Origin of the sequence: Neorhizobium sp. SHOUNA12A (assembly GCF_023006505.1) — a bacterium.
Taxonomy (GTDB): Bacteria; Pseudomonadota; Alphaproteobacteria; order Rhizobiales; family Rhizobiaceae; genus Neorhizobium.
The window spans coordinates 1-413 of record NZ_JALBGV010000212.1 but is presented as its reverse complement, the minus strand read 5'-3'; the positions used below and the strand labels follow the sequence as shown (position 1 = coordinate 413).

Sequence of the window (413 nt, the reverse complement as noted above, 5' to 3'; positions counted from 1 at the left end):
CCAGGCACGCGGCAACGGCGAAGGCCGTCCCGAGCGCCGCGAACGTCCGGCCCGCAAGCCGTTCTTCGCAGCGGAAGGCGCCGAGGGCGGTGATCGTCCCCAGCGTCCGGCCCGCGCCAATGGCGATCGTCCCCATGGTGACCGCCCACAGCGCGACAATCGTCGCAACGACGATTTCCGCGGCCAGCGTCGCGGCGAGAACACTCCGCGCCCGGACGTCGACAACGACCTCTCGACCACGTCGGATTTCCGCCCGGCCAAAAAGCAGTTCGGTCCCCAGGATGGGATGAAGAACGGCGAAGGCCGTCCGGCGCGCACCGAGCCCCGCAAGGAACACCGCAAGGGCGGCAACGGGGCTCCGAACCCGCATGCTGCACACGGCGCCCATGAACCCGCTGCCCAGCGCAACAACC

1 pseudogene is annotated in these 413 nt (G+C 70.2%); it reads left to right on the top strand.

Annotation, left to right across the window (positions count from 1 at the left end):
• Nucleotides 1–413 (top strand): annotated as a pseudogene (locus MOV63_RS32525) (RNA helicase); the annotation flags it as partial.